The following is a 19,411-nucleotide window of genomic DNA, read 5'->3' as shown; positions in this document are numbered from 1 at the left end:
GGGACAAGTCTAACCAGGATGTCACAGGGTTTGCAAAAGATTCTTTAATCAGCCTATCGTCATAAGCATATGCCAGGGGGCTAGCAGGAAATGAGTGAGCGTCTGAGCGACGACCCGCAGAGTTTCGCGCGCTTCTACCAAATGATCTTTGAGCGACCCTTGCCGCGCCACGCCCAGCGTGAGTGGCTGGAGCCTCTGTACGCCGCCCGCCGCGAAGGCAAAGGCCTGGTGGTGGAGGCCTTCCGCGGTTCGTCCAAGACCAGCACCTTGAGCGTGGCCTTCAGTGCGTTCCGCCTGGGCCTGGAGCCGCACAAAAGCATTCTGCTGGTGCAGGCCGGCCAGCAGGCGGCGCAAAGCACCAGCCAGCAAATTGCCGATCTGATCGAGCACAATCAGGGCTGGCAACAAGCCTTCCCGGAAATTCGGCCTGACCGCAAAGTGAGCTGGGGCAGCAAGGGCTATGAAGTCGTACATGTAGACATGGAGTACGCGGCCTGGCGGGCGCTGTGCGCGCGGGAGAAAGGCCGCGACCCCAGCTTTGTTGGCCTGGGGTACCGCTCGCGAGCGCTGATCGGCAAACACCCCAGCGGACTGCTGCTGCTGGATGACATGCATGATGAGAACAACACACGGCCGGGACGTGACCTGGAGAGGGCGCTGACAATCCTGCGCGGCACGATCTTGCCGACGGTCACGCCCTATACCTGGCAGATCTTCGTCGGCACGCCGTGGACGGCCAACGATGCCTTGGCCTACCTCAAGGCGACTGGGCGCTTCATCTCGGTGGCTACGCCGATCTATCAGGCGGACAAGACGCCGGCCTGGCCGGAGCGCTTTCCTGAGGAAGAGATCCACAAGGCGCGCCAGCTCTCCGGCGAAGCGGAATTTGCGCGCATGTACCTGCTGGACCTGAGCGCGGCGGAGGGCATGCACTTGAAGCGCGAGTGGCTGCATGAATACCCGCATAAGGACATCCAACCTGAGTGGCCGGTGGTGATCGGCGTGGACTATGCCTCGGCAGCGGACAAACTGCGCGGCGGGCGACGCGACTATTTTGCGGCGGCGGTGGGCCGTGTGCTGCCCGGCGGGGGCGTGGTGTTGGTGGACGGCATTCGCGCTCAGGTGAGCCAGGGCGAGGCCGAGCAGCACATCAAGGCGCTGGTGGCGCGTTACCCCACGCTGCAATCGGTGGCGGTGGAAGCGGTGGGCAAAGGCGAAGAATTCTACTTTTTGCTGCTGCGCCAGGCCTTGCTGCCGCTGCTGCCCATGTACCCAGGGCGCAGCAGCAAAGGCGAGCGCTTTGAGCGCGGCATGGCGCCGCTGTTCCAGTGGGGGCATGCCTGGCTGACCAATGCCGAGACGCCGTTCCTGCGCGCTTTCCGTGAGGAGTGGCTGCGCTGGCCGGACGGCGAGCATGACGATACGCTGGATGCGGTCTACTGGATGCTGATGGCCGCCCGCCACCAGCTGACCGGCGCCGCGCGGCGTCCCCGGCAGGAGAACCCCTTTGCGACGCTGGGGCGCGCATAGTAGAATGCCGCCATGAGCCCTGAAGTGACTTTACGCGAAATCGAGGACAGCGATCTGCCCATTCTGTACGAGCAGCAGCGCGACCCGGAAGCCGTGCGCATGGCCGCCTTCCCGGCCCGTGAAGAGGCTGATTTCATGGCGCACTGGGCCAGGGTACGCAGCAACCCAGACAACATCTTGCTGGCCATCCTGGCGGACGGTGAAGTGGCCGGCAGTATCATGTCCTGGGAGATGGAGGGCCAGCGTGAGGTGGGGTATGGCGTAGGGCGGGCTTTCTGGGGGCGGGGCATCGCAACCCAGGCGCTGCGCCAATTGTTGGCGCAGTTGCCGCAGCGTCCGCTGTTTGGCTATACGGCAGTGCACAACACTGCTTCTATGCGTGTGCTGGAGAAATGCAGCTTTGTGCAGGTTGGCCAGTCCAAAGGCGTGCTGAACGTGGATGGCGAGCTGGTGGATGAAATTGTCTTTCGCCTGGATTGATGGCGTGTAAAGCAGACTGCGCATATAATGCGGGACATGAATAAACCTAGCCGCCTTGCGTATGTCCGGCTGTTCTTCGGCTGGTTGACCTTGTTCGCCATCTTCACACAGTTTGGCATCTCCATGTCGCTTGGCTTCAGCCCGGTGAGTTTCTTTAGTTATTTCACCAATATCAGCAATATTCTGGTGTCGCTGATCTTGATCATTTCGGCCTATCGCCTGTGGCTGGGCCGTGAACCCTCTCTGCAGGATGACCTGATCCGCGGCGCCGGCGTGGTCTACATCACCGTGGTCGGCTTGGTTTATGTTGTGCTGCTGCGCGGCCAGGACCTGGGGGCGTTGCTGCCTTGGGTGAACACCCAAACGCACATTGTGATGCCCTTGGTGGTGATCGCCGACTGGCTGTGGCAGCCGCCCAAGCACAAGTTGGAGCTGCGTCATGCGCTGCCCTGGTTGGCCTTCCCGCTGCTCTACCTGGTGTATTCGCTGGTGCGCGGCGCCATGATCGGCTGGTATCCCTATGAATTCCTGAACCCCAGCGTGGTTGGCGGTTACGGCGGCGTGGCGGTCTACTGCCTGGGTATTTTGGTGGCTTTCTTCATTATTAGCTGGCTGTGGATCACGCTGGCCAACTGGCGGCGCGGCAACCGGACCTAAAACAAGACCAAGTTTGCTATAATTGCATAGTTAATTTTCGCCCCGCCAAGGCGGGGCGTTTTTGTGGATGGATTTAATACAAAATGAAGCAAGTTCGTAACGACCTAAGAAACATCGCCATTATTGCCCATGTAGACCATGGCAAGACCACTCTGGTGGACGGATTGTTGCGCCAAGCCAGCGTCTTCCGTGAGAACCAGCAGATACAGGAACGCGTGATGGACTCGAACGCCCTGGAGCGTGAGCGCGGCATCACCATTCTGGCCAAGAACACTGCCATTCGGATCCATGACCCGGCCAGCGGCCAGGAAGTCAAGATCAACATTGTGGATACGCCCGGCCACGCCGACTTTGGCGGCGAGGTGGAGCGGGTGCTCAATATGGTGGACGGCGTGCTGCTGCTGGTGGACGCCGCCGAAGGCCCGCGCCCGCAGACGCGCTTTGTATTGAAGAAGGCGCTGGCGATGGGCCACCGCGCCATTGTGGTGATCAACAAAGTGGACCGCAAGGACGCCGATACGACCCGCGTGCTGAACGAAACCTTTGACCTGTTCATTGAACTGGGCGCCACCGACGAGCAGGCCGAGTTCCCGGTGGTATACGCTGTAGGCACCCAGCAGCGCGCCGGGTTGACCCCCGACCTGGGGCCGGACCTGCAACCGCTGTATGAGACCATCCTGAAGGAAGTGCCGGCGCCGGAAGTGGACCCGGATGCGCCTTTGCAGATGTTGGTGACCACCCTAGACTATGACAATTACCGCGGCCAGATCGCCATGGGCCGCATTTTCGCCGGTCGCATGCGCGGCGGGCAAAACGTGGCGCGCCTCACCCATGACGGCAGCCAGGTGTCTGAGAAGATCCCTTACCTGTATGTGCAAGAAGGCCTGCAGCGCGTCGAGGTGGCCGAGGCCAGCGCCGGCGACATTGTGGCCGTGGCCGGCATGGAACATGTGGCGATCGGCGAGACGCTGGCCGACCCGGAGAACCCGGTGGCGCTGCCCGGCATCCGCGTGGAAGAACCCACGGTGCGCATGACCCTGGGCGTGAACACTTCGCCGTTCTCCGGCAAAGAAGGCACCTGGGGCACCAGCCGCAAACTGCGCGAGCGCTTGCTGAACGAGTTGCGCAGCAACCTCTCGCTGCGCGTGGAAGACACAGACAGCGCCGATACTTTTGTGGTTTCCGGCCGCGGCGAGCTGCATCTGGCGATCCTGGTGGAAACCATGCGCCGGGAAGGCTATGAGTTCCAACTGGGCCGCCCGGAAGTGATCTTGAAGAAGGACGCCGAGGGCAACACCCTGGAACCTTTTGAGGAAGTGCATATTGAGACCAGCCAGGAAACCTCTGGCTCGGTGGTGGAGATGATGGGCCGCCGCCGCGGCGAGATGCAGGAGATGAACGAAACCAGCAGCGGCACAGTGCAGCTGCACTATATTGCGCCGACGCGCGGCCTGCTGGGCTTCCGCCAGCAGTTCCTGACCGCGACCCGCGGCACCGGCATCCTCAACACCATCTTCCACGGTTACATGCCCATGGCGGGGACGATCACCTCGCGGGCGCGCGGTTCGCTGATCGCCTTCGAGAACGGCGTAGCCAGCACCTACGGCCTGCGCGCCGCTGAAGAACGCGGCGTGCTGTTCATTCCGGCGGGTACGCCGGTGTATGCCGGCATGGTGGTGGGTGAGCAGCCGCGCGACATGGACATGGAAGTCAACGTGTGCAAGACCAAGAAGCTGACCGGCATGCGCGCCGACACCAAGGGCGAGATCGAGCAGCGCCTCAGCCCGCCGCGTGTGATGAGCCTGGACGAAGCGATCGAATACCTGGGCGAGGACGAGCTGCTGGAAGTGACCCCCCAGAGCTTGCGCATCCGCAAGCGCATTCTGGACATGAATGAGCGTTACCGCGTGGCGAAGAAACGCCAGCAACTGGCGGAAGAGAGCCAATAAAAAAAGACCCTTTAGGGGTCTTTTTTACTTATTGGTTTCAGCAGGGCAGCCCACCAGGAACGCAAGAATAGATTCCACCGTTGGGCTTTACTTAGCTTATCCCAATTGGATTGCAACATTTTGAGGTCAGGCTTGGCTTTATTTTTTTCTCTCTTGCCCCTTTTGCTTTTCAAGATATCTCTCCATTCCCTCTATCAGGCTTTGTTGCTGCTGTACAGACAACCGGTTCCAGTTACGCGAGATAAACTGCAACTTGGCGTCGGGTTTTTGGAGGCCAAGAATATCATAAATATCCGCGCTAAGATGTTGGGCTAGTTTTTTCATGTTTTCTTCGCTGGGTTTGCGAATGCCATTCATGTAATGGCTTAGCAGCGGCCCAGAGATGCCCAAATATTTGGCAAATTGGGCCAGCGTGGTGCGTTTGCCTTGGGCTTGTTGCCAGAGAAGATACTGCTCCTCCAGCCAAGTGGATAGGTCTGGTAATTGGTTCATTGATTGGGGTGCCTTACAGATGGGCTGGGTACTTTCAGCCCAGCGGATACTAAACCCCTTCGGTTTCCCCAATTAATTGGCGAAAACATCAACTAAAAGAAGATTATATAGAAAAAGAAGGGAGGCATTGGTATCGATAATATACTTGCCGTATAATACCCGAGGAGAGTGGGTATTGAATGAAAAAATCCTTCTGGGCTCGGGCTTTTTTGGGCATTTTGTGTATTGTGTTAGGGTTCTTTGCTGGCATCTATTGGGAGGCCGCTGCCAGAATTTTCCCAGAGGCGGAGATCATTTGTGGGCCGGGAAATCTGCCTGCAGCCTATTGGCGCTTGGATTCTTCTTTACGTGAATTTGATGATGTCAGACAGCTGGCAATCAATGTTCCCCGGGTAGAGATCAGCAATCAGATCCGGGAGATGCAAAGTATTCGTCGCGGAGTGGAAGAGTTGGTCGTGCCAAGTTGTCTAGGTGAGCTAAAGCGCTTGGAAACTGTGTATATGGACAGAGTGATCGATATTCTTCTCGGCTTTGTTGGTGGGGCGGAGTCGAGCTTGGTTTTGCAGGGCCTGGAAGGTACGTCGGAGATGCGGGCCCAGGTAGAAGAAGAAATGATCCTCCTGCGGGGGAGTACTTTGACACCGTCCCCAACCTCTTTCGAACTCAGCCAGGTCATTCCCGTTACGGGAACCAAAGCCACTTCTGTAGCTGTGGCAACTGAAACCCCGCTGATTATTTACGCGCATGTGTCTCATTCTGGCGGTGTGAACTTACGCCAAGGCCCAGGAGTGAATTACACGTTTTGGACAATCCTGCAACCCGGGGTCGAAGTTTTGGTTCTGGGGGCCAGTCAGGATCATGAATGGCTTTTGGTTCAAACTTTGGATGTTGAGCCTGAAATTGGATGGGTGTTTCTCCCTTTAATGTCCTTGCCCGTTGAAGTACAAACGCTGCCATTGGCCATACAGGACTAGCCCCTATTTTTTAACCGGTTGACGTTTCTGTATACTAATAGTATATTAAGCTTGCAATTCTGTAAGTATCCAGCTTGGGGACGAACTGGGGAATTTAGGCCAGCTTCCCAAAGGGATCAAAGGGAGAAAATATGGTACGACAGCAATTTCTGCTTTTCCGCATTTTTACTGTGTTTGCACTGGTGGCATCCATCGCTTTGGCTGTCCCTGGTGTGGCATACGCAAACGGAGAAGAACCTGGAGATGAAGTAACTCCTGAAACTACTCTGCCAGAAGAAAATCAGACAGAGCAGGTAGAAAATGAAGAGACCGTGGCAGACGCAATTGTTGTTCTGGCTGAAACGGCATCTGTACTCGTGAATGACGAAGGCCAGCCTGTCAATCTGGCTTCTGTCGAGGCTGAGGAGCTTCTGAGTGCTCCAGATCCCTGGTTTGAGGATCCGCTAGACTCGACTCAGGTGGTTGCTTACCAGGCTGACTGCTCCACCTGGGTCGCGCCTGCCGGTTATGCTGGTGGTGTCTGCCATGTCAGCGCCACACCTATTCAGTCTGCCGTGGACAATGCTCCAGTTGGAGCCACCGTGCATGTTGAAGCGGGTGTCTTTACTGAGCAGGTTGTGATCAACAAGAACCTGACCCTCAAAGGCAGCTCGGGAGCAATTATTAAATCCCCTGCGGTTTTGGTGGAAAGTTTTGCTTCGCCAGGCAGCACAAACAAACCGGTCATTTACGTGCACGATGCCGATAATGTGGTCATCGATGGCTTTACGATTGACGGCGACAAGAAAGGCAATGCCAATTACCGGTTTATTGGTGTGGGCTATAAAAATGCTGGTGGCGCTATCATCAACAACACCATCCAAAATGTGATGGATGCTAGCTTCTCCGGCAGCCAGCATGGCCTTGGCATCTATGTTTACAACGATGATGGCACCGACCGCGTGATTGTGATTGATAACAACGTGATCCAAGACTATCAAAAAGCGGGCATTGTGATTTCTGGCTCCGATCTGGATATCACCATTACCGACAATCAAGTGCACGGTGAAGGCCCCACCAGCGTAATCGCTCAAAATGGCATTCAGGTTGGGACGGGCAACAGTACCGCTCAGATTAGCGGCAACACAGTTACCGGTAACTACTACACAGGTCCTACATGGACATCCAGTGGCATTCTGATCTATCCCGGTGTTGAAGCTAATCTAAGCAATAACGTACTGGATGGCAATCAATCGGCGCTGTATGTTTATGATGCTGATGTAACGCTAGACGGCGATCAGATCAGCAACAGCCAGTACAGCATCATCATTTTTGGTGATTCGACTGGCGCCTCTGCTGCCATTACCAATGCAAAAATTTCTAACAGCGAGATAGGCGTCTATGTCTACGGCAGTGTGGATGGCAATACATCTGTGACCGTGACCAACTCCAGTATCTCTGGACACGATTATGGCATCTTGACCAATCAGTCAGATACGATTGCCAACTACAACAACATCATTGGCAATGGTGAAGGTGTCTACAGCGATGCAGTCGGCTCGGTGGATGCCACCAACAACTTCTGGGGCTGCTCCACCGGCCCCGGTACTGCTGGTTGCGACACGGTTAGTGGCAATGTCATCACCAGCCCGTTCTTGACGGTTGCAAATGGGAACAGTGACACGGACAGTGACGGCGTGGCGGATCATGAGGACAACTGCCCGACGATTGCCAACCCGAAGCAGGCTGACAAGGATGGCGACGGCAAGGGCGATGTCTGTGACCGTTTCCCAAGCATCCACGATGACACGATCGAGAAACCTGAGGTACCTAGCTCGCCTGGTGCGACTGGCGGCTTCTTCATCCCCGTGACGGGTAGCAATATCTTCTGGGATTTGAATGGCGTCCTGCTGGCGCATGACGGTAGCATTGATGCCAGCCGTATCCTTGTGACCGAGTTGCCCTTTGCGGACCATGATGAGGCCTATGGTGTGGCCTTCGAGGATCCTCAGGGCACGGGTGCGGTGCAGCTCAGCATCCCCATGGACTTGGGAACCCCAAGCCTTACGGTAATCTTCACCAGTGCGGAGCCGTACACCATCTTCTACATCTTGCCAGATGGTACACACGAGATGCTTGAGACGGTGTGTACGTTGAACTTGGACGGCTTCTACGAATGTGTGGCTATTTACACACCCACTGGCAGCGAAGCCAGCTATGAGCCTGTGCTCTACTTGCGAGAAGAATAGTCGCAGCTGAAACAAATAAGCAAAAAGCCGCACCCAACGGGTGCGGCTTTTTTATTGTGTAGCACGAGCACAGGCCGCGTGGGCCGTAAACTAGGCGGAAGTGTCCCCGTTGCCGCCCTCTTCCAGCGTGCCCAGCTGGGCGGCCGGCAGCAGGCGGCTGTCCGCCGGGTCGTAGGTCAGGCGAACCTTGTCGCCCGGCTTGAAGTCGATGTCCATATTGCGCACCAGCACGGCCAGCTCCGGCCCGCTCTTGAGTGCCACATACACGCGGTTGTCCGTGCCGACGAAGACCTCGTCGGTGACTTTGGCGTTCATCAGGGCGCGGTTGGGGCTGTTGCCGTTGCTAAGCGGCGCTTCCTGCGGCTGCGCTTCGCCTTTGTCGTGGGTGATGTTGAGCTTCTCGGGGCGGATGACCATGGTGACCTTGTCGCCGGGGGCCAGGCGCACCTTGCTGGGGCCGGCGATGACCTGTTCACGACCCACCTGCAGCACAGTGTGCTTCTCATGCAGCGAAACCACCTGGCCCTCGATGAAGTTGGTGTCGCCAATGAAGTCAGCCACAAAGTGGTTGGCGGGGTAGTTGTAAATATCCTCAGGCGTGCCCAGTTGCTGTACACGGCCTTCGCTCATCACGGCGATGCGGTCGCTCATCGTCAGGGCTTCTTCCTGGTCATGGGTGACATAAATGAAGGTGATGCCCACCCGCTTTTGGAGCTGCTTGAGCTCATGCTGCATCTGTTCGCGCAGTTTCAGGTCCAGGGCGCCCAGGGGTTCGTCCAGCAGCAGCACCGCCGGGCGGTTGACCAGGGCGCGGGCCAGGGCCACGCGCTGCTGCTGCCCGCCGGAGAGCTGGTTGGGGTAGCGGCCGCCCAGGTCGCCCAGGCGGATCAGTTCCAAGGCTTCGCGCACGCGGGCATCGCGCTCGGGGCCGGGTACGCGCTTAATGGTCAGGCCGAAGGCCACATTCTGCGCTACGGTGAGGTGGGGAAAAAGCGCATAGTTCTGGAAGACGGTGTTGACCGGACGTTTGTAGGGCGGCAGGTTGTTGGAAAGCTCGCCGTTCAGGTACACCTCGCCGCTGCTGGGGAACTCAAAACCGGCGATGATGCGCAAGGTGGTGGTTTTGCCACAGCCGCTGGGGCCAAGCAGAGTAAAGAACTCGCCCTGGCGAATTTGCAGATCCACATTATTGACCGCGGCCATGTTCTTTTCACCGCGCAACAAGCCGGAGAAGACTTTGCTTACTTGCTTGAGTTCAACAGCGTAGGGTTTCATTCTTGTAGGTTAGCGCTCCTGAGGGATGATATTTTAGCCGCCCCGCCGAATTTTGCGTTCCGTGCCCACTTTGCGCAGCCACTCGGAGACCAGCAAGATGACTGCTGAGACCAGAATGACCACAGCGGCCGTGGTGATGGCCAGCGGTAGACGGTTGGGGAACCGCAGTTGCGAGTAGAGGTAGACGGGCAAGGTGTTGTCTGTGCCGGCCAGGAAGAAGGCCAGCGAGAACTCATCGAAAGACAAGGTGAAGGAGGATAAGAAAGCGGCCACCAAGGCCGGAGCCGAGATGGGCAGGGTGATGCGCATCAGGGTGCCCCAATAGGTAGCGCCCAGATCCATGGCGGCTTCTTCCAGGTTATTGGCGAAGCCAGAGAGGCGCGCCGAAACGATCAGCATCACATAGGGGATGTTGATCACGGCGTGGCCGATGGTGATGGTCCACAGGCTAAGGCCAATGTTAAGCGCCTGGAACAAGATCAGCATGGCGACGCCCAGCACCACATAAGGAATGACCAGGGGCAGGGTGGCAATGTTGAGGAAGATCTCCCGGCCAGGGAAGTTGTAGCGCGAAATGGCGATGCCCGCCATGGTGCCCAGGGCGGTCGCCACGCCCGAGGAGATCAGGCCGATCACCAGGCTGTTGCGGGCGGCATTGAGCAGCTCACGCGCTCCCAGCAGTTGGCGGTACCACTCGAGGGTGAAGCCTTTGAGCGGGAAGGTCAGCAGCACGGAATCATTGAAGGAGAACACGATCAGCAAGAGGATGGGCAGCTGCAAAAAGAGCAACAGCAGCAGATAGTAAGCCCAGCCCAGCCATTTTCCGAAGTTGCGCTTCATCAGGTCGACACCGGCACTTCAGTGATCGGGATGAAGCGGTTGAAGACGTAGCTGAAGGCGGCCACCAGCACCAGCAAGACCACGCTGAGCAAGGCGCCTAGCGGCCAGTTGAGGGCGCGGGCAAACTGGTCCTGGATCAGGTTGCCGTACATGATGCCGCTGACCCCGCCCACCAAGGTGGGCGTGACCCACTCGCCCAGGGTGGGGATGAAGACGAAGAAGAAGGCTGAGGCCATGCCGGGCAGGGTAAGGGGCAGGGTAACGCGCCAGAAGGTCTGTGCGGGCGAGGCGCCCAGGTCCTGGGCGGCCTCGTGCAGGCGGGGGTCAATGCGCTCCATGGCGGCGAAGAGCGGCAGGGCGGCGAAGGGGATCCAGACGTAGACCAGCGTGATTAGCACGGCTGACTGGCTGTAGAGCAGGATGGGGGCGCCCTCGCTGATCAGGCCGACTGAGATGAGCAGCTGGTTGAGCAGGCCGTTGGAGCCGAGGATCACCTTCCAGGCCAGCACGCGCAGCAAGAAGCTGGTCCAGGCGGGCAGGATGAGCAAGGTGAGCAGAATGATCCGCCGCGCGCCGGTGTAAAAGACCAGGAAGTAGGCCACCGGAAACGCCATCAGGATGGAGAGCGCCGCGGTGAGGAATGAGAGCTTGCTGGAATCCAGCAGAAGCCGAAAGAAAGACGGCGTTTGCAGGAAAATCATGTAGTGCTTCACGCTCAGCGGCAGCATGGGGCCAAAGGTGCTGTCCTTGAAGCTGTATAGCAGCATGATCACCAGGGGCGCCAAGAAGAAAATCGCCAGCACGATGGCGGGCGGCGCTATGAGGACGATGAGGCGGCGTTTGTTTTCCATAATGCCTGTCAGGGCCGGCGGAAACCCGCCGGCCCTGGGGATTGGCTGCTTACTGCTCGGACTTAACTTCGTTCCAGATGCGCGTCATCTTCTCGCGCTGCTCCTGGGTGAGCGGGTGCTGGAAGTTGGTCTGATCCAGGATGGAGAGATCGTCGTAGCCGAATTTGGCCACCAGGGCCGGGTCCAGCAAGGCGACCGAGTCACGGTTGGCGGCGCCGTAGTAGAAGTCGTTGGCCATGTTGGCGTTCGACTCGGTGTCGATTAGGGCGTTGATGTAATCGTAGGCCAGGTCGACGTTCTCACTGTTGGCCGAGATGCCGAAGCCGCAAGCGTAGCTGATGCGACCTTCAAGCGGGTCGATGTACTCGATCTCATAGCCTTCTTCGGCCAGGGTGGACCAGGCATCGTTCCAGGTGTTGGCGCCCACGGCGACGTCACCCGTGGAGAGCAACTGGATGATCTCGGTGTAGTCCGACCAGTAGGTGAGCAGGTTGGGTTTCAGCTCGATGAGCTTCTGCTTGATCTGCTCGTCCTGCTCGGGGGTGGTGTTGTAAGGGTCCAGACCCAGAGCCAGGGCGGCGGTGTAGAAAGTGGACTCGCCCGAGTCGAAGATGGAGATCTGGCCCGCGTACTGCGGATCCCACAGGTCGGCCCAGGAGGTGGGCACTTCATCCACCAGGTCGGTACGCACCGTGATCGATTCGAAAGCCCAGTCCCAGGGGATGAAATACTGTTGGCCGTTGATCACGCCGTGCTGGGTCAGCTCGGGGAAGAGCTTGTCGAAGTTGGATAGGCGCGAGATGTCCAGAGGCTGTACCAGGCCGGCCTCCACGTAGAGCCCCCACCAGCTGCCGCAGGGGTGCACCACGTCAAAGTAAAAACCGCTCTGGGCTTTGGCCAGGGCCTCGGCGTCTTCGCTGAAGAAGGCGTAGTCCGGCTGAATGTCCGGGTATTTCTCAGCAAAGGGACCCCAGTAGGTCTCAGATTCGTAGCCAGACCACTCCAGCACGGTCAGGCTGTCGTTCTTTTGCTCGGCGGGGCCAGCAGGCCCCCCGGCGCAGGCGGAGAGCAGCAGCGCCGCGCCAACCATCAGAGCAAACAAGATACGGGTTTTCTTCATTCTTTCTCCTTATTTTGACCAGCAGGCAACAAAAAAACTGTAAACAGCGACCCTTTTGTCGCCCTTTACAGTTCTCAGCCGTTGGTGGGTGCGCGCTGGGGTAGCTAACGCATCCATGGCAGAGCGGTGCCCTGTCCTGCTTTCATGGCTACTATTTTATATCCTCGCGCCCAAAAAGCAATATGTGGAACTTAAAGATTTGCATAGAACCTCCGGGTTCCAGCGGCCTTTTGCAGCCGCATTGACGCAGCTGCAAGGCCTGCGATATGCTGTTGCAGCTAGTAGTTAAAACGCAAAAACGCCCAGGGGGTTATGGCCTGCTGACCTACCCTCACTTTGGGCTGAGAAAGAGACACTGAGATGCCGATCGAATATAAGATCAATCTGCCGCTGGATTTGGAGGCCTTCATCGGCGTGTACCGGGCTTCCAGCCTGGGAGAGCGCCGGCCGGTGGCAGAGCCGCAACGCATGCAGCGCATGCTGGATGAGGCCGACCTGACGGTGAGCGCCTGGGACGGGGCCAGGCTGGTGGGCCTGGCGCGTTCGCTGACCGACTGGGCTTATTGCTGTTATCTGGCGGATCTGACCGTGGCCGACAGCCACCAGCGTCTGGGGATCGGCAAAGAGCTGATCCGCCAGACCCAGGCGGCACTGGAGCCGGGCGCCATGCTGGTGCTGCTGGCGGCGCCGGCGGCTGCTGACTATTACCCGCGTATCGGCATGGAAAAACACCCTAGTGCCTGGATATTGCGCCCAGGAGAAAAGATATAACGGAAGCGCGGCTCGGTGGAAGATAGCTTAGGCGGTCTTTTGCTGCGCGGCGGTGATGTCCATCGAGAGGATCAAGATGCCGTCTTCCCAGGGTTGGATGCTCAGCTCGAACCAACCCTGCCCGCCGTCCGGGTAGGTGAATTCGTTTTCCATGCGGGCGGGTTGGCGAGACTTCATTACCTCTTGCAGGGTGGCGAACATCTCGGTGTTTTCGATGCCTGGGTAGGCCTCCATCATGGTGCGTCCCAGCAGCTCTTCCCAGGACTTGCGGGCGTGCTTGAGCACGGTGTCATTCACAAATAGATATTTCCAGTCAAAGCTGATGATCTGCACGCCTTCCAGCAGGGCGTTGAAAAGCGTGTAGTCTTGCAGATGTCCCTGTTTCTCCGGCATGGCGCCTCCCTTGTATCCAGTGTGTCCTACATTATACGTGCGGCTCTTGCGCGCCTTACAGGCTTGTAAGACGCTTATTGAGTAGAATGACGCCATGAAAGTTACCGTGATCCAATTTCCCGATGCCGCCGCTGAGATGGAAGCTGCCTTTGAGGCGCTGGCCGCCCATGTGGCCGCCGAGGGCAGCGACCTGGTGCTGCTGCCGGAGATGCCCTTTCACCCCTGGATGTTCTACGAGAAGCAGCCGGACCCGGCGCTGTGGCAGGCCAGCGCCGAGGCCCACGCTGAGTGGCTGCCGCGCCTGGGGGCGCTGGGCGCGCCGTTGGTGCTGGGCAGCCAGGCGGTGACCCAGGACGGCGGGCGCTACAATGACGGCTTCGTGTGGCACAGCGGCGAGGCGAACTTTGCCCACCGCAAGTACTACCTGCCGGACGAGCCCGGCTTCTGGGAGGGCAGCTGGTATGGGCGCAATGCCCAGCCGCGCTTTGAGGCCGCCCCGGCGGGCGAGCTGAAGGTGGGCTTCATGATCTGCTCCGACCTGTGGTTTGGCGAACACGCCCGCGGCTACGCCCGGCAGGGCGTCCACCTGCTGGTCAACCCGCGCGCCACGGAGAGCCGCAGTGTGGACAAGTGGCTGGCCGCCGGCCGGGTGATGGGCGTGATGGCTGGGGCGTATTGTCTGTCCTCCAACCGCAGCGGCACATGCGTGGGCTTTGACTGGGGCGGGGCCGGCTGGGTCACCGACCCGGATGGCGAGCTGCTGGCGGTCACCAGCGCCGAGCAGCCCTTCGTGACGGTGGAGATCGACCCCGCCCGTGCCGAGGCGGCCAAGGCCACCTACCCGCGTGATGTGCGGGAATAGGGCGAGGCTGCCAAGTACACGAAGGAAGGCCAATCCCCATCTCCCAGCGTGTCACCCTGAGCGAAGCGAAGGGTTTTCAAGCTCATTGTTAAAAATACAACCTTGCAGACAAGGTTAGTCGGCTGGTTTCCGTAATGGCTTGACGAACAGGGCCAGCCTGGGATGGCTGGCCCTGTTCGTGCATTAATGCAGGTTCTTTCCATAATAAAGGGGGATGCATGCAAAGCCTGTTTCATTTCCAGAACCTGGCCGAAGAGATGGTGGCCGCCGACGCCGAGCGCGACCGGATGTTAAGCGCCATGGACGCCATGTGGCGCAACCAATGGAGCCTGCCGCCCAATGTGGCCGGGCTGAAGTGGATCCACAAGGTGGTCAGCAGCGACCCGCACGATGCCGTGCGGGCCGGCACGCGCCTGCTCAGCTCGGTGGCGCCGCAGCTCAGCGTGCAGCCGCTGGGCGCCGGGCCGGCGGCGCGCACCCGCGCCGAGCAGATTGAGCGCGCCCTGGCCTGGCATTTCCGCAACGCCGGCCGCCGCCGGCAGGCCGGCGTGCTGCGTGATGTGGTGCTGAGCGCGCTGCTCTACGATGAGGTGGTGGCCCAGGTGGTCTATTTGCCGGAGCAGCAGGGCGCGGCGGGCCTGCTGGGCGGGCGCCGCGGGACCGCCCGCGGCCGCGCCGCAGCCCGCTTCGGCCCCTTCGCCATCCTGGTGCGCAACCCGCAGCAGGTGCACGTGCGCTATTCCGACTGGATGCCCGAGGCGGTGCTGATGAAGACCGTGCTGCGCATGCAGGACGTGGCGGACTTTTGGGGGGTGCGGGCCAAAGCGCTGGCCGCGGCGCCTAAGCGCGGCCGCGGCGGGAACAAACCGGCCCAGCTGACGCACTGCACGCTGTACGACTACATGGACCTGGAGCAGCGCGCCGTGTGGGCTGTGCCGCAAGCCGGCGGCCTGGGGCTGGCCGCCCCCGGCGGCGGGACCGAGGCGGACGCGGTCGAGATCTTGCGCGAGCCGCACGGCCTGGGCTTCTTGCCCTGGGCTGCCAAGGTGGGCGGCACCACGCTGGCCGAGAGCGGCGGGCCGCAGCGCATTCCGCTGCTGTACTCTGTTTATACGTCAGGCCAGTGGGAGACCCAGAATATCGTCGAGACCCTGCTGACCTCGGAAGTGATCGCTTACGCCGCCGCGCCGCGCATGAAGATCGAAGGCCCCAGCGATGGGGTGGATGTGGACTACGGCGAGCCCGGCCGCCCGGCCTATGTGCCGCCCGGCCACAAGCTGGACGCGCTGCAGCCGCCGGGCATGGACCAGGGCCTGGCGGCGATGGCCCAGCGCGCCGCAGAGCGCATCAGCAAAAGCACCGTGCCGCGCGTGCTGCAAAGCGGCGACTATCCCAGCGGCACGGGTTATGCCACGCTCAACCTGGCAACCCAAAGTGGCATGAAGACCCTGGCCCCTTACAAGGAGCTGGCCGAGGAGGCACTGGGCGAGGTGTTTGGCTTGATGCTGGCCTGGCTGCAGCACAGCGGCCAGCCGTTGGAAGGCCGTGACGGGCGGCGCGGGCGCGGGGAGCCGATCCGCATTCAGCCGGGTGAGCTGGCCGGCCTGGCGGTGGACGTGGAGCTGACCGCCGACGTGCCTACCGACCGCATGGCGCGCATCAATGCCGCCAGCATGGCAGTGCGCGACCTGGGCTACAGCCGCCAACGGGCGCTGGAGCAGATCGGCGAGAGCGACCCGCACGAGGTGCTGCGCCAGGCCGCCGCCGAGCAGCTGGCCGCGGTGGAGCTGGAGATCGAGAAGGCCCGGCTGCTGGCCATGGCAGGCCTGGCGCCTGCCGCAACTGCGCCACGCCCGGCCCAGGGCGGGCAGGGCTTCAACCCGGCGCTGGGCGGCGAGCCGGCCGTGACGGCCGACCCCGACTTGGCCCTGCGCGAGGGATAAAGTAAAAAGCCCCGGCATTGTCAGACAATGCCGGGGCTTTTTATACGAGAGGGTCGATCTTGAAGGCTTTTTGCAGGAAGACGGGCGGGAAATAAGCCCAATAGATGGCCAGCAGGGCCAGCTGGCCTAAAAGACGCGTGCCAAACTGCCAAAGTGGTGTATCGGTCTGGATATTAAAGGGCAGAAAGAGCACCGGCAGAATGTACGCCACCCCGAACAGGAACATAAGGCCCAGCGAGACAACCCGGGCGCGCAGCTTGGGGCTGTGTTCCTTGACTCGCAGAGACAGGACAAAGAAGCCAGCCGCGGCCAGGAAGGGCGGCAAGCCGAGCAGCAGCGCCAGACTCAGAGAGTAGATCAGGAGCACATTCGGGGCCAGCGTGTTTTCGAAATTGATGGCCGTTCCCCAGGCGTCCAGGCGTACACTCACCGGACCCAACCAGAAGGTGATGTAGAGCACGCTGAGGATCATGGCGGCGTACATCACCGCCAGGACGGTGCCCAGGCGATGGCGGCCACTGTAGACGTATAGCAGGTAAGAGAGCAAGCCCCACAGCGCCACCAGCACGAAAATGGAACCGCCGGTGCTCAGAAAGAGGTGCAGCCACAAGTTGTTTACGCCCAGGGCCAGCAGGGCGATGGCCAACAGGCCCACCAGGGCCCCGGCGGCGGTCAGCAGCCACCACAGCCGGTAGTGCCACCAGGCGCGCCCGTCTGCGGCGTCGGGGTAGGTCTTTTCTCCCAGGCGCACGCCGATCAGCAGGCACAAAAACACAGAAATGGACGGGATGACCAGGGCGGGGATCAGGTTGTCACTCATAGCATGCGCGTGGCGCGCTGCGCCACCGTCTCTCGCTTTTCTTTGGGGGCGGGGGCGGCCTTCTTTTTGGGCGCTGGTTTGGTCTTCGAGGCTTTGTCTGCCATAACTTGCTCCCAGCGCAATCCTAGCAGAGAGATTTTTGTTGCGCTGATGAAAATAACGGTCAGTTGCTTGATAGTCGCGCCGGTTTTCACCCAGCTTTTTGACAGCCTGCTATATGTAGGCCTGCCCGAGGAGGGGCCAGACATGAACGACCACGAGGAGAGCGGCGGCATTTTGGGGGAGCACGACGAGCCAGTTTCTGAGAAACAGCTTGCAGGGGAGATTGGTTTGGCGGGGGTTTTGCCGGAAGGGCCGCGCCAGCCGGCTTCACGCGGCCGTAGTGCGGACGAGCTTGAGCGTCTGGAGCGGCAGATCGAAGACGCCATCGAGCGGCGCTGGCAGAGCGCCAAAGACCGCCGCCTGGGCCGGCTGGAGGATGAGCTGCGCGAGCTGAAGCTGCGGCTGGCCGGTGACGAAGCGCCGGCTGAGGGCCGGCCGGCGCCGCGGGCCAGCCACATCGTGCAGCCGGGTGGCGGCGGCCTGCCGCCGGCCCCCGACCTGCGCGCCGAGTACGAGGCGCAGGTGGCCGAGCTGCGCGCCGGCGACCTGGCCGGCCTGCTGGAGATCAAGCGGCGCTTCCGGGCCCGCGGGCTGGAGGTGTACTAGGCATTGTTGGCTGTTGATTTTCGATTTAAGAAACGTAAGGAGGGGGAATGACGACATACGATGCACCCAAAACCACACACTCTGATCTGACCACGCAGGCGCGCCTGATCAGCGATGTGATCCAGATGGTGGACCCGCGCGACACGCCGCTGCTCTCACGCCTGGGGCTGGACGGGGCGCGCAGCAAGTTCAACCTCAAGCTGAACGGCTACAAGCTGGAACTGCTGGAGGACGAGTTGGACCCACTGGAGACCACTGCCAACAACGGCGACCCGATCGCGGTGGGCGACACCAGCTTCGTGGTGGCGGACGCTTCGGTGTTTCAGGACGGCCACGTGATCCTGATCGGCGCGGAGTACCTGGTGGTCAAGTCCGCCAACCCGCAGACCAACCTGATCGAAGTGTACTCGCGGGCCTATGGCGGCACCAACGCCCAGCACGCCGCCAATGCGCCGATCCAGATCGTCGGCATGGCGCGGCTCGAGGGTGACGACGCCGACTTCGGCCCGCTGACCGACATCCAGGCGCCTTACAATTACACCAGCATCTTCCAGAAGGCGGTGCAGGTCTCCGGCACGCTGCAGGCCATCACGCAGCACGGCATTGATGACGAGTTCATGTACCAAGCCAACAAGGCCGTGCCGCACCTGCTGCGCCTGGTGGAGCGGGCCGCCTTTCACGGAGTGCGTTCTGCCGGGGCGGCCGGCCAGCCGCGCAGCCTGGGCGGGCTAGGCACCTTCATCACGGACAACGTGCAGCCGGCCGACGGGCCGATCAGCAAGGCGGATGTGGACACGCTGATGGAAGAGATCATCATGGATGGCGGGCACCCGGACCTGCTGGTGATGAACCCGCGCGTGGCCAACGACCTGCGCGGCCTGCTGGACAACAGCAGCTATGTGCGCGTCAGCCAGGACGAGAGCAAGTTCGGCATGAGCGCCATCGAACGCGTGATCACCCAGTACGGCGAGATGGAGCTGGTGATGGACCGCTGGTGCCCGGCCCACACCGCTTATGTGCTGGAGAGCGGCAAAGTCGGCTTCTACAGCCTGCGCGGCTTTGAGCTGAAAGAGCTGGCCCGCTCCGGCGACAGCTTGAAGGGCGAAGTGGTCGGTGAGTTCTCGCTGCTGGTAGCCAACAACAAGGCCCACGGCAAGATCACCGGCATCACGACGTGATGCATCCCGTGTCACTCTGAGACAGCGGCGGCCGTAAGCTCTTTGCCTGCTCAGAGCGACCGTAGGGGCGAGGCATGCCTCGCCCTCTACACTGTCTGTCATTCTGAGCAAGCGGCTGCGCCGCGAAGAAGTTTTACGGCCAGAGCCAGCGGTGCTTGCGGATGCCAGGTCTTCATCCTGCCAGTGTAAAAGCAACCATCCAAGGGCGGCAGCCTTTAGGCTGCCGCCCGTCTTTTTTGTCAAGCATTTGTGGCGATAAGCTCTTGCATTAACCCTTGTTGCACTTATACTGGGTTTTGACCTTAGGGGGAATGCATGACGGTTGACGCGACCCGAGTAG

18 protein-coding genes are annotated in these 19,411 nt (G+C 60.4%); 11 read left to right on the top strand and 7 right to left on the bottom strand.

The window, feature by feature from the left end; genetic code table 11:
* Positions 1 to 90 precede the first annotated feature (90 nt).
* The 4 genes from KF885_00975 to typA all read left to right on the top strand — a co-directional run bounded on the left by KF885_00975 (position 91) and on the right by typA (position 4,616).
* Positions 91 to 1,530, top strand: coding sequence for a hypothetical protein (locus tag KF885_00975; GenBank protein MBX3047727.1), 1,440 nt, complete (start codon positions 91 to 93; stop codon positions 1,528 to 1,530).
* Positions 1,531 to 1,542: 12 nt separating this feature from the next.
* Positions 1,543 to 2,010: a GNAT family N-acetyltransferase gene (locus tag KF885_00970; GenBank protein MBX3047726.1), complete on the top strand. Its 468-nt coding sequence runs from the start codon at positions 1,543 to 1,545 to the stop codon at positions 2,008 to 2,010.
* 36 nt (positions 2,011 to 2,046) lie between these two features.
* Complete coding sequence (locus KF885_00965) at positions 2,047 to 2,667, top strand: Pr6Pr family membrane protein (protein ID MBX3047725.1); 621 nt, start codon at positions 2,047 to 2,049, stop codon at positions 2,665 to 2,667.
* An 83-nt stretch (positions 2,668 to 2,750) separates the two neighbouring features.
* On the top strand, positions 2,751 to 4,616 hold the full coding sequence (gene typA, locus KF885_00960) for a translational GTPase TypA (protein ID MBX3047724.1): 1,866 nt from the start codon (positions 2,751 to 2,753) through the stop codon (positions 4,614 to 4,616).
* Between the two features lie 138 nt (positions 4,617 to 4,754).
* On the opposite strand, the gene KF885_00955 is transcribed toward typA, so the two are convergent.
* Positions 4,755 to 5,108: a helix-turn-helix transcriptional regulator gene (locus KF885_00955; GenBank protein ID MBX3047723.1), complete on the bottom strand. Its 354-nt coding sequence runs from the start codon at positions 5,106 to 5,108 to the stop codon at positions 4,755 to 4,757.
* Between the two features lie 179 nt (positions 5,109 to 5,287).
* Between KF885_00955 and KF885_00950 the strand changes: the two genes are divergently transcribed.
* Together KF885_00950 and KF885_00945 are read left to right on the top strand one after the other, a co-directional pair.
* Complete coding sequence (locus tag KF885_00950) at positions 5,288 to 6,082, top strand: SH3 domain-containing protein (GenBank protein MBX3047722.1); 795 nt, start codon at positions 5,288 to 5,290, stop codon at positions 6,080 to 6,082.
* 131 nt (positions 6,083 to 6,213) lie between these two features.
* Positions 6,214 to 8,310, top strand: coding sequence for a right-handed parallel beta-helix repeat-containing protein (locus KF885_00945; protein ID MBX3047721.1), 2,097 nt, complete (start codon positions 6,214 to 6,216; stop codon positions 8,308 to 8,310).
* Between the two features lie 90 nt (positions 8,311 to 8,400).
* Here the strand turns inward: KF885_00945 and KF885_00940 are convergent, their stop codons facing one another.
* Genes KF885_00940 through KF885_00925 form a run of 4 tightly spaced genes read right to left on the bottom strand, consistent with a single transcriptional unit; the run spans position 8,401 to position 12,396 of the window.
* Positions 8,401 to 9,585, bottom strand: coding sequence for an ABC transporter ATP-binding protein (locus tag KF885_00940; GenBank protein ID MBX3047720.1), 1,185 nt, complete (start codon positions 9,583 to 9,585; stop codon positions 8,401 to 8,403).
* A gap of 33 nt (positions 9,586 to 9,618) precedes the next feature.
* Positions 9,619 to 10,425, bottom strand: a complete 807-nt coding sequence (locus tag KF885_00935; protein ID MBX3047719.1) for an ABC transporter permease — start codon at positions 10,423 to 10,425, stop codon at positions 9,619 to 9,621.
* Positions 10,425 to 11,276: an ABC transporter permease gene (locus tag KF885_00930; GenBank protein ID MBX3047718.1), complete on the bottom strand. Its 852-nt coding sequence runs from the start codon at positions 11,274 to 11,276 to the stop codon at positions 10,425 to 10,427. Before KF885_00930 ends, KF885_00935 begins: the two co-directional genes overlap by 1 nt.
* Positions 11,277 to 11,325: 49 nt before the next feature.
* Positions 11,326 to 12,396 carry an extracellular solute-binding protein gene (locus KF885_00925; protein MBX3047717.1) on the bottom strand — a complete coding sequence of 357 codons (1,071 nt, stop codon included), beginning with the start codon at positions 12,394 to 12,396 and terminating at the stop codon, positions 11,326 to 11,328.
* A gap of 360 nt (positions 12,397 to 12,756) precedes the next feature.
* Between KF885_00925 and KF885_00920 the strand changes: the two genes are divergently transcribed.
* Positions 12,757 to 13,167, top strand: a complete 411-nt coding sequence (locus tag KF885_00920; protein ID MBX3047716.1) for a GNAT family N-acetyltransferase — start codon at positions 12,757 to 12,759, stop codon at positions 13,165 to 13,167.
* Between the two features lie 27 nt (positions 13,168 to 13,194).
* Here the strand turns inward: KF885_00920 and KF885_00915 are convergent, their stop codons facing one another.
* Positions 13,195 to 13,560: a PAS domain-containing protein gene (locus KF885_00915; protein ID MBX3047715.1), complete on the bottom strand. Its 366-nt coding sequence runs from the start codon at positions 13,558 to 13,560 to the stop codon at positions 13,195 to 13,197.
* A 94-nt stretch (positions 13,561 to 13,654) separates the two neighbouring features.
* Between KF885_00915 and KF885_00910 the strand changes: the two genes are divergently transcribed.
* Together KF885_00910 and KF885_00905 are read left to right on the top strand one after the other, a co-directional pair.
* Positions 13,655 to 14,422 carry a carbon-nitrogen hydrolase family protein gene (locus KF885_00910; GenBank protein MBX3047714.1) on the top strand — a complete coding sequence of 256 codons (768 nt, stop codon included), beginning with the start codon at positions 13,655 to 13,657 and terminating at the stop codon, positions 14,420 to 14,422.
* A gap of 218 nt (positions 14,423 to 14,640) precedes the next feature.
* Positions 14,641 to 16,365, top strand: coding sequence for a hypothetical protein (locus KF885_00905; GenBank protein MBX3047713.1), 1,725 nt, complete (start codon positions 14,641 to 14,643; stop codon positions 16,363 to 16,365).
* 40 nt (positions 16,366 to 16,405) lie between these two features.
* Here the strand turns inward: KF885_00905 and KF885_00900 are convergent, their stop codons facing one another.
* The gene (locus tag KF885_00900; GenBank protein ID MBX3047712.1) at positions 16,406 to 17,185 is read right to left on the bottom strand and encodes a hypothetical protein; all 780 of its coding nucleotides are present in this window, start codon (positions 17,183 to 17,185) and stop codon (positions 16,406 to 16,408) included.
* Positions 17,186 to 17,431: 246 nt separating this feature from the next.
* Here KF885_00900 and KF885_00895 point away from each other — a divergent pair, with 246 nt between their 5' ends.
* Both KF885_00895 and KF885_00890 read left to right on the top strand, forming a co-directional pair.
* Positions 17,432 to 17,893: a hypothetical protein gene (locus KF885_00895; GenBank protein ID MBX3047711.1), complete on the top strand. Its 462-nt coding sequence runs from the start codon at positions 17,432 to 17,434 to the stop codon at positions 17,891 to 17,893.
* Positions 17,894 to 17,940: 47 nt separating this feature from the next.
* The gene (locus KF885_00890; GenBank protein MBX3047710.1) at positions 17,941 to 19,071 is read left to right on the top strand and encodes a DUF5309 family protein; all 1,131 of its coding nucleotides are present in this window, start codon (positions 17,941 to 17,943) and stop codon (positions 19,069 to 19,071) included.
* Positions 19,072 to 19,411: the final 340 nt, after the last annotated feature.

Source organism: Anaerolineales bacterium, assembly GCA_019637805.1.
GTDB lineage: Bacteria > Chloroflexota > Anaerolineae > Anaerolineales > UBA11579 > JAMCZK01.
The sequence above is the reverse complement of the archived record's forward strand: the minus strand, read 5'-3'. Positions and strand labels throughout refer to the sequence as shown.